Raw genomic sequence first — 8,978 nt, forward strand, 5'->3', positions numbered from 1 at the left:
TAATCTGGTGATTATAGCTTGAAGGCAACACCCGTTCCCATTCCGAACACGATGGTTAAGCTTCAACACGCTGATGGTACTGCATGGGTGACTGTGTGGGAGAGTAAGTCGTTGCCAGGTCTTTTTATTAGGGATCTTTAGCTCAGCTGGTTAGAGCAACCGGCTCATAACCGGTAGGTCCGGGGTTCGAGTCCCTGAAGGTCCACCATTTGTGGGGGTATAGCTCAGTTGGGAGAGCACCTGCCTTGCACGCAGGGGGTCAAGAGTTCGAGTCTCTTTATCTCCACCACGTAAAAGAACAGTCTTATAGACTGTTCTTTTTTCATATAAAAATATATAATAACTTAAAAAAGGTGATTAATTTATGTATAGAATAAAACAATTTATATGGGCATTGAAATCAGAAATAAATTATGAAGATGAAATATTTATCAACAAATATTTAAATAATAAAGAATTAGAATTATTTTTTAAGTTATCTATTATGGACCAAAAACACTCTTTAAATACAGCAAAGGATATTAAAAAGGTTTGTGAAGGTAGAAACAATAATTTAGATAAAAATAAGATGATAAAAATTGCATTACTTCATGATATAGGTAAAATACAATATAAAATGAACATAATAGAAAAATCTTTAATTGTAATATTGAATAAATTAACAAAAGGAAAAATAAAAAAATATACGAAAGTAAAATGTATAAATATATATTATAACCATCCTATTATAGGCTATGATTTATTAAAACAATACAATTATGAAGAATCATTTATTAATACTATAAAAAATCATCACAATAATGATATAATAAAAGATATGTTAGAATTAGAAATTTTAAGGGAATGTGATAATAAAAATTAATATATTAATTTTGGAGGAAAAATGAATTCAAGAGAAAGAAGATTTGAAATTGAAAAAATATTAGTTGAATCAAAAAATCCTATAAAAGGACATGAATTGGCTTCAAATTTCGAAGTTACAAGGCAAGTAATAGTAAAAGATATAGCTATTTTAAGAGCAGAAGGAAAAAGTATTATTGCAACGCCAGAAGGATACATGATAAGCACAGATAAAAATAATACAATAGAAAAAATAATTGCCATATCACATGGAAGTAATGATATAGAGAATGAATTAAAAATAATTGTTAAATTTGGTGGTATAATTAAAGATGTAATAGTTGAACATTCAGTTTATGGAGAGATAAAAGCAAATTTGATGATTAAAAGTTATTTTGACATTGAAAATTTTGTGAATAAATTACAAAATGAAAAAGCAAAACCATTATTAACTTTAACAAAAGGGATTCACTTACATACTATAGCAGCAGAAAAAGAAGAAAGTTTAGTGAAGATAGTTGATGAGTTGGATAAAGCCGGTTTTCTAATAAAATAATCTGCTATAAGGAGAATCTAAATGATAGCTAAAGAAAGAGTAGCCCTACTTAAGTGCGAGGAATATGATGTTGAAAAAATTGAGGCTAAGATAAGAGAAGGCTTTGATTTGCTTGGAGGCGATAAATATCTAAAAAAGCTAATACCAAGGAATAGTAAAGTTTTGCTTAAACCAAATTTATTAGATGTTGAATCAAAAGACTCTATTGTGGTTACAAACTATGTTTTTTTTGAAGCTGTAATAAGAGTTATAAAGGATTATTCAAGTAATATTTTTTTTGGAGATTCCCCTGGATTTGGCGATTCATGTAAAGCAGCTGAGAAATGTGGGTTAATGGAAGTGGCTAGAAAATATGATGTAAAATTTGATCCTTTTAAGGAAAGTGTAAATGTTTATTTGAATGAGTCATTATTATGTAAATCATGGAATGTGGCTAAAATCGCTTATGAAGCAGATGTTTTAATAACATTGCCAAAAATGAAGACTCATGGAATGGCTTACTTTACAGGTGCAGTTAAAAATCAATTTGGATGTGTGCCAGGAACGCAGAAAGCAACATGGCATACAAGAATGCCTGATGCAAATAATTTTTGTAAGATGCTTTTAGATCTTAATTCTGTGGTTAAAACTAATTTTGCCATAATGGATGGAATAGTAGCAATGGAAGGTAATGGGCCTAAAAGTGGTACTCCTAATAATATGAATACTATTATAATGGGCGAAAGTATAACAGCTGTAGATTCAACAGCTGTTAGGATTATAGGATATGATAATCCGTTAGATACACCAGTATTAAAAGAAGCCTTTGATAGCAATTGGGGATTTGTATTACCAGAACATATAGAGGTAGTGGGTGAAACTATAAGTAACATGAGATCAAATAATTTTAAGCTTTGTAGAGAGGCAGGAAATTTTTATTTTATAAATCCAGTTGTTACAAGATTTTTGAGAGGGATGATAGCTCCAAATCCTCATCTTATTGAAGGTAAATGTATTAGTTGTGGAAGATGTAGGGAGGTATGTCCAGAGAATCGAAAAGTAATAAGTATGGTAAAGGTTAAGAACAAAGAAATACCACAATGGGATATGAATAGATGTATTAGATGTTTTTGTTGCCAAGAATTATGTCCTGCGGGAGCTATAGATATAAAATACACTACGTTAAGTAGAATACTAGGAATGGATAAAAGGTGATTTAATTGAAAAATAAAAAAAGACCTGTATTAGGGATTGTAATTATGTTAATAGTAGTTGCTTTTATATTTATTAAAAGCATAATTGATTTTGTAATAAATATTAAATGGTTTAAGGAGGTAGGATATTTATCAGTCTACTTTACTCAATTGACAGCAACTTTAAAATTAATTATACCTATATTTATAATATGTAGTATATCTATTTGGTTGTATTATAAAGGAATTAGAAAAAGCATTGTTAAATATAAAAAAGTTATTAAGATAGATTTAAGTAGAGATAAAATTGAAAAAAGAATTGTTATAATAGCAGATTTATTAATTTCATTATTTATATCATTGAGTTTTTCTTTGAAATATTGGTATAGTATTCTACAATTTACTAACTCCAAAAATTTTAATGTAAAAGACCCTATTTTCAGTATGGATATTTCTTTTTTCATATTCAAGTTACCGTTGATAGAATCATTGTATAGCACATTTATGTCACTTTTATTCTTTTTAGTAATTGTAACATTTGCTATATATATATTTATAAATGCAAAAGAAAACAAATCTATATTTAGAAGAGATGAAAATACTGACTTAAAATGGATAAAGACTGATATAGTAAGGTTTGCAGGAAAACAATTTGCAGTTGTAGCAGCATTATTTTTATTGCTAATAAGTTTAGGTTTTATGATAAGAGCCTGGAATCTTGTATATTCATCCCGCGGAGTTGTTTTCGGTGCAAGCTATACAGATACCAAAATAAGCTTACGATTTTATTATGGGATTTCAATTGCTTCAATAATAGGCTCATTTATAGTATTCATTAGCATAATCAAGACCAAAGTTAAACCTATAATAATAACTTTAGCAGCAATATTTGTATTAACAATTGTAGAAGGAATAGTTTCAAGTGTGGTTCAAGGAGTTATTGTAAAACCGAATGAAAATACTTTGGAGAGTCAATATATAGATTATAATATAAAAGCAACTAAACAAGCTTTTAATATTGATGATATTGAAGTTAAAAATTATTCATTAGAAAACAACCTTAATGCGGAGACTATTAATAGTAATCTAGCGACAATTGAGAATATTAGAATTAATGCAGTTGATCAATCTCTAGAATTTTATAATAGTGTTCAAAGTATAAAAAATTATTATAGTTTTAATGATGTGGATATAGATAGATACAACATTAATGGAACATATAATCAAGTATTTATATCTCCTAGAGAAATAGATCTTTCTAAATTACAAGATAAATCTGATACGTGGCAGAATAAATATCTTACATATACTCACGGTTATGGAGTTGTTATGAGCAAAGTAAATTCTGTTACTTCAGATGGAAAACCAGATTTTGTGATGAAGGATATGCCTCTTCAAAACATTACAGATATAAGTCTAGATAATCCTAGAATATATTTTGGAGAAACAGTTAGTGAGTACGCCATTGTTAATAATAAATTAGGAGAATTAGATTATCCAAATAGAGAAGGAACAGAAGAAAAATATTTTTATGATGGCAAGGCCGGTATAAATATGACATTCATTAATAGATTAATGTTTGCAATTAAAAATGGCGATATGAATTTCTTGCTATCAAGCGCTATAAAAAGTGATAGTAAGGTACTTATTAATAGGAATATTATAGATAGAGTTAACAAGATTGCACCTTTTTTATCATATGATAGTGATCCATACTTAGTTGTTAATAATAATAAACTATATTGGATAATTGATGCTTATACTATATCAAACAGATACCCTTTTTCAGAACCAATAGAGGGTATAAATTATATGAGAAATTCAATAAAAGTAATAATAGATGCAGTAGATGGAACTACAGATTTTTATATAATTGATGAAAAAGACCCTATTGCTTTATGCTATAAATCTATATTTTCAGATTTATTTAAAGATATTGATGATTTGCCAGAAGGATTTAAAGAACATTTAAAATATCCTGAGGATTTATTTAGTCAACAGTGTAAAGTTATGGAAAGATATCATGTTAGCGATACTGCTATTTTTTATAGAGGAGAAGATATTTGGGATATAGCAAAGAATAAAACTGCTGTTGAAGGTGAAGATACTATAAATAATGCAGCTTATGTCACAATGAAACTTCCAGGTGAAGAAAAGGAAGAGATGGTTGTTATTAACTACTTTAATCAGCATACAAAAGAAAATATGATATCATTAATGGGAGCAAGGATGGATGGAGATAATTATGGTAAACTAGTATTGTATGTATTCCCTACAGCAAATCAAGAAGTAATAAGTCCGAGTCTATTTAAGTCATCAATAAATCAGCAACCAGAAATATCAAAAGAATTGTCTTTATGGAATAAAGAAGGTTCAGAGGTGCAGTATGGGGATACTATGATAATACCTATAGAAAATTCATTATTATATGTTCAACCATTATATTTAAGATCTCAAGAAGAAAAAAGCATACCTCAAATGAAAAAAATTATTTTATATTATGATGGAAAAATTATAATGGAAGATAATATTCAAGCAGCTTTAAGTAAATTATTTGACTATAATAAAATAATTGAAGAAGTGGAAAATCAACCATCAATTGAAGATAGTGAAATTTCAGAAGAAGTAATTAAGACAGTTAATGAAGCAAATGATTTATATGATAAAGCCATAGAAGCTCAAAAAAATGGTGATTGGGCTAAATATGGAGAATATATAGAACAATTAGGAGTGCTTTTAAAAGAGTTATCAGAGTAAAATAGGAGGAATTATGGATTACGATATACTGATTTTAGGTGGAGGAGTTATTGGTTGCGCTACAGCTTATGAATTGTCTAAATATAATCTAAATATTGCATTAATTGAAAAGGAACATGATATAGCTAATGATATAGCTTTTGTTGATTCAGCTTTAGTTTATAAGGATATATTTGATAAAAATGATGAAATGCTGGATTTACAAAGTATGGGTAATGATTTAATCAAAGACATTGTAGATAAATTCAATATTGTATATAAAGAAAATATTCTTGATATATTAAATGTAGATAATTCTGCAATTGATAGTTTGAATAATAAAGTATTAGTTTTGTCTCCTTATGACTTAGCTTTAGCTTATGGAGAAATAGCTTATGATAATAGAGTTAGTTTTAGGCTTGAGGAGGAACCTATTAATATTGACAAAATAAATGATGGATTTAGAGTCACTACTAATAAAGGTAAATTCACATGTAGAAAGATAATAAATACTACATCTGCTTATTATAACTATGAAAAAGAAACTATGAAGCAAAAGGTGAGTAAGGGATTCATAAAATACCTTATAATGGAGAAAGAATATAAGGCCTATCTTGATAAAGTAGTTATAAGGTTTTTAGATGAAGATATTTTGTATTTAATTCCTTCTACGGAAGGGGAATTGATAATAGGTATAAAAACAAATGAAAATATTTCATATGATAAACTATTAGATAAATTAAATAGTTGGGGAATAAATTTTAAGAAAACAGATGTGAAAAATATGTTAGAATATAATTATTATGATGAGGTAATGAAAATATATAATAACATAGATGAAAACTACATTAAAATTGTGGGTAAAAATTCTACGGAGGCGACTAAAGCACCAGCAATCGCAAAAAAAATATCTTCTTTGATAGTAGAAGATTTATCTTGTACGAAGACTGCATATTTTAATGATAGAAGAAGAGAAAACTTTATATTTAGATTTTTATCTAATGAAAAAAGAAATGAATTAATAGCTATGGATAAGAATTTTGGAAAAATTATTTGTCCATGCAATTTAGTTACAGAAGCTGAGATTGTAGATTCCATAAGGCGCCCATTAGGAGCAAGAACAGTAGAGGCTATAATGAGACGTACTGGAGCAGGTAATGGAGAATGTAAAGGATCTAATTGCTATACAAAGATAGCTAATATTTTAGCAAGAGAAACAGATAAAAAGATGACAACTATAGTAAAGAACAAAAAGGGTTCAAATATTATACTTAATAGGATTAAGGAATTTGATAGTATTTAGTGGAGGTATAATATGGAAAATAATAAAGAGGTATTTACAACAATTATAAGGCTTAAGGATAGAAAAGGAAGAATGTTACCAGTAAAAACAAGTAAACCTATTGATGTAGATTTATTTATAGAGTGTTCTAAAGCATTAGGAAGAATACATGGAAATATACCTGTTAATGTAGGTGAAGTTATTTGTAGTAATATATTAAACACTGGAGCTGATATACTTAGTTGTAAAACAATAATTGATTAAGTAGTTAAATTTTTGGTTCAAAGTAAGTAAATATTTATTGTTTTACTGTAAATATCAATATATTATTGACATTTACTAATTTAAAAATTATAATAATAGCAAATTATTATAAATATTGATAAATCTGATGACGAGAAAAGTAGTTAAGTTTGAAGTTGTAGAGAGTCGATGGTTGGTGAAAATCGATACTTCTTATTTTATGAATCCACCTCTGAGGGATTGTGATGAGCAATACGGGTAACCGTTATTTTTATAAGTGAGTTATTAAGATAATATCTTAGTGGCTAACTAGGGTGGCAACGCGGAGTCTATTCGTCCCTAAATGGGAGACGGATAGACTTTTTTTTGAACAAAAAAATTAAATTAGGAGGATTAGATATGTTAGATTTAAAGAAAATTAGAAGTAATCCAGAAGAAATAAAAGCAGCTATGAAGGGTAGAGGAGAAGATTTCGATTCTAGTATTATTGATGAGGTTATACAACTTGATAAAACAAGAAGGGAAATACTTGTTGAAGTTGAAAATTTAAAAAATAAAAGAAATACAGAATCAAGTAAAATAGGAATATTCAAAAGAGAAGGTAAAGATGCAACAGAAATAATGGCTGATATGAAAAGAATTTCTGATGAAATAAAAGATCAAGATACTAAAGTAAATGAAATAGATGAAAAGATAAATTATATTATGTTAAGAATCCCTAATATACCAAATCCAAATGTTCCAGATGGGAAAACTGATGAAGATAATGTTGAAATAAGAAAATGGGGAGAACCTAGAACTTTTAATTTTGAAGCAAAAGCTCATTGGGATGTAGGCGTTGATTTAGATATACTTGATTTTGAAAGAGCAGGAAAAGTATCTGGATCTAGATTTACTATATTGAAAGGTTTAGGTGCAAGACTTGAAAGAGCTGTTATAAATTATTTTTTAAATACGCATACAGAGGACAATGGATACACAGAAATTTTCCCTCCATTTATGGTTAATAGAGATAGTATGACAGGAACAGGACAATTACCTAAATTTGAGGAAGATGCATTTAGATTAGATAACAATGGATTTTTCTTGATACCAACAGCAGAAGTTCCTGTAACTAATATGTATAGAAATGAAATATTAAATGGGGATGAACTTCCAATAAAACATGTTGCATATAGCGCTTGTTTTAGAGCAGAGGCAGGTTCTTCAGGTAGAGATACTAGAGGACTTATTAGACAACATCAATTTAACAAAGTAGAATTAGTTAAGTTTGCGAAACCAGAACAATCATATGAAGAGTTAGAAAAATTAACATTAGATGCTGAAAAAGTACTTCAAGGATTAGGATTACCATATAGAGTAGTTAGAATATGTAAAGGTGATTTAGGTTTTACAGCAGCATTAAAATATGATATAGAGGTTTGGATGCCTAGCTATGGAAAATATGTTGAAATTTCAAGTTGTAGTAATTTCGAAGATTTCCAAGCTAGAAGATCTAATATTAGATATAAAGAAGATGCTAAGGGAAAACCACAGTTTGTGCATACGTTAAATGGTTCAGGAGTAGCAATAGGCAGAGCAGTAGCGGCTATATTAGAAAATTTTCAAAATGAAGATGGATCTGTTACTATTCCAGAATCTTTAGTTCCTTATATGGGAAATACCATTATTAAATAGAAAAATTATAACTCAAAAGCTTGTAGGTGTGGTTTTCCATGCCTACATTTTTTGAAAATTTTTGTTTAGACATATTTAGGCTAAAACAAAAAAACATTTACATATTGACATTATGGTAAAAGTTTGATATACTAATCCTCGTCTTGATGTGGAGAGATGGTCGAGTTGGTTTAAGGCACCGGTCTTGAAAACCGGCGAGCGTGAGAGCGTTCCTAGGGTTCGAATCCCTATCTCTCCGCCATATTTTGTAAGGCACGGAGAAGTACTCAAGTGGCTGAAGAGGCGCCCCTGCTAAGGGTGTAGACCGGGAAACCGGTGCGAGGGTTCAAATCCCTCTTTCTCCGCCAAAATACTTAATATATGTTTTTTTATTGTGTTTCAATATTTTCAAGGTATTGGATATCAATGAAATAAATTATATTTTATATTTTGAGCATATTAATTAATAAAACATATTGACACTTGGAAGATA

At 28.8% G+C, this 8,978-nt stretch carries 7 protein-coding genes, 4 tRNA genes, 1 rRNA gene and 1 other annotated feature; all 12 genes read left to right on the forward strand.

Annotated elements, in window-relative coordinates; genetic code table 11:
- Positions 1–3 precede the first annotated feature (3 nt).
- The 12 genes from rrf (at position 4) to BUB83_RS20480 (ending at position 8,853) form a co-directional block, all read left to right on the forward strand.
- Positions 4–120: ribosomal RNA gene (gene rrf, locus BUB83_RS20425) — 5S ribosomal RNA — on the forward strand.
- 11 nt (positions 121–131) lie between these two features.
- Positions 132–208 (forward strand) — tRNA-Ile (locus BUB83_RS20430).
- A 5-nt stretch (positions 209–213) separates the two neighbouring features.
- Positions 214–289 (forward strand) — tRNA-Ala (locus BUB83_RS20435).
- A 75-nt stretch (positions 290–364) separates the two neighbouring features.
- Positions 365–862: an HD domain-containing protein gene (locus tag BUB83_RS20440; RefSeq protein WP_073340945.1), complete on the forward strand. Its 498-nt coding sequence runs from the start codon at positions 365–367 to the stop codon at positions 860–862.
- A 21-nt stretch (positions 863–883) separates the two neighbouring features.
- A complete protein-coding gene (locus BUB83_RS20445) occupies positions 884–1,396 on the forward strand; it encodes a transcription repressor NadR (RefSeq protein ID WP_073340946.1) in 513 nt (170 codons plus the stop codon).
- 21 nt (positions 1,397–1,417) lie between these two features.
- The gene (locus tag BUB83_RS20450; protein ID WP_073340947.1) at positions 1,418–2,590 is read left to right on the forward strand and encodes a DUF362 domain-containing protein; all 1,173 of its coding nucleotides are present in this window, start codon (positions 1,418–1,420) and stop codon (positions 2,588–2,590) included.
- 5 nt (positions 2,591–2,595) lie between these two features.
- Positions 2,596–5,325, forward strand: a complete 2,730-nt coding sequence (locus BUB83_RS20455; protein ID WP_073340948.1) for a UPF0182 family protein — start codon at positions 2,596–2,598, stop codon at positions 5,323–5,325.
- 13 nt (positions 5,326–5,338) lie between these two features.
- Positions 5,339–6,607, forward strand: coding sequence for an FAD-dependent oxidoreductase (locus BUB83_RS20460; protein WP_073340949.1), 1,269 nt, complete (start codon positions 5,339–5,341; stop codon positions 6,605–6,607).
- Between the two features lie 12 nt (positions 6,608–6,619).
- On the forward strand, positions 6,620–6,850 hold the full coding sequence (locus BUB83_RS20465) for a DUF1667 domain-containing protein (protein WP_073340950.1): 231 nt from the start codon (positions 6,620–6,622) through the stop codon (positions 6,848–6,850).
- A gap of 118 nt (positions 6,851–6,968) precedes the next feature.
- Positions 6,969–7,173 (forward strand) — a binding site (T-box leader).
- A gap of 55 nt (positions 7,174–7,228) precedes the next feature.
- Complete coding sequence (serS, locus tag BUB83_RS20470) at positions 7,229–8,506, forward strand: serine--tRNA ligase (protein ID WP_073340951.1); 1,278 nt, start codon at positions 7,229–7,231, stop codon at positions 8,504–8,506.
- A 150-nt stretch (positions 8,507–8,656) separates the two neighbouring features.
- Positions 8,657–8,747, forward strand: a tRNA-Ser gene (locus tag BUB83_RS20475).
- Positions 8,748–8,762: 15 nt separating this feature from the next.
- Positions 8,763–8,853: transfer RNA gene (locus BUB83_RS20480), tRNA-Ser, on the forward strand.
- Positions 8,854–8,978: the final 125 nt, after the last annotated feature.

Source organism: Clostridium grantii DSM 8605 (assembly GCF_900129965.1).
GTDB lineage: Bacteria > Bacillota > Clostridia > Clostridiales > Clostridiaceae > Clostridium_AF > Clostridium_AF grantii.

Bases quoted from the DNA above. Each gene is read 5' to 3' on its own strand.
- BUB83_RS20440 (WP_073340945.1), top strand. From the start codon at position 365: ATGTATAGAATAAAACAATTTATATGGGCATTGAAATCAGAAATAAAT.
- BUB83_RS20465 (WP_073340950.1), top strand. From the start codon at position 6,620: ATGGAAAATAATAAAGAGGTATTTACAACAATTATAAGGCTTAAGGAT.
- serS (WP_073340951.1), top strand. From the start codon at position 7,229: ATGTTAGATTTAAAGAAAATTAGAAGTAATCCAGAAGAAATAAAAGCA.
- BUB83_RS20460 (WP_073340949.1), top strand. From the start codon at position 5,339: ATGGATTACGATATACTGATTTTAGGTGGAGGAGTTATTGGTTGCGCT.
- BUB83_RS20450 (WP_073340947.1), top strand. From the start codon at position 1,418: ATGATAGCTAAAGAAAGAGTAGCCCTACTTAAGTGCGAGGAATATGAT.
- BUB83_RS20445 (WP_073340946.1), top strand. From the start codon at position 884: ATGAATTCAAGAGAAAGAAGATTTGAAATTGAAAAAATATTAGTTGAA.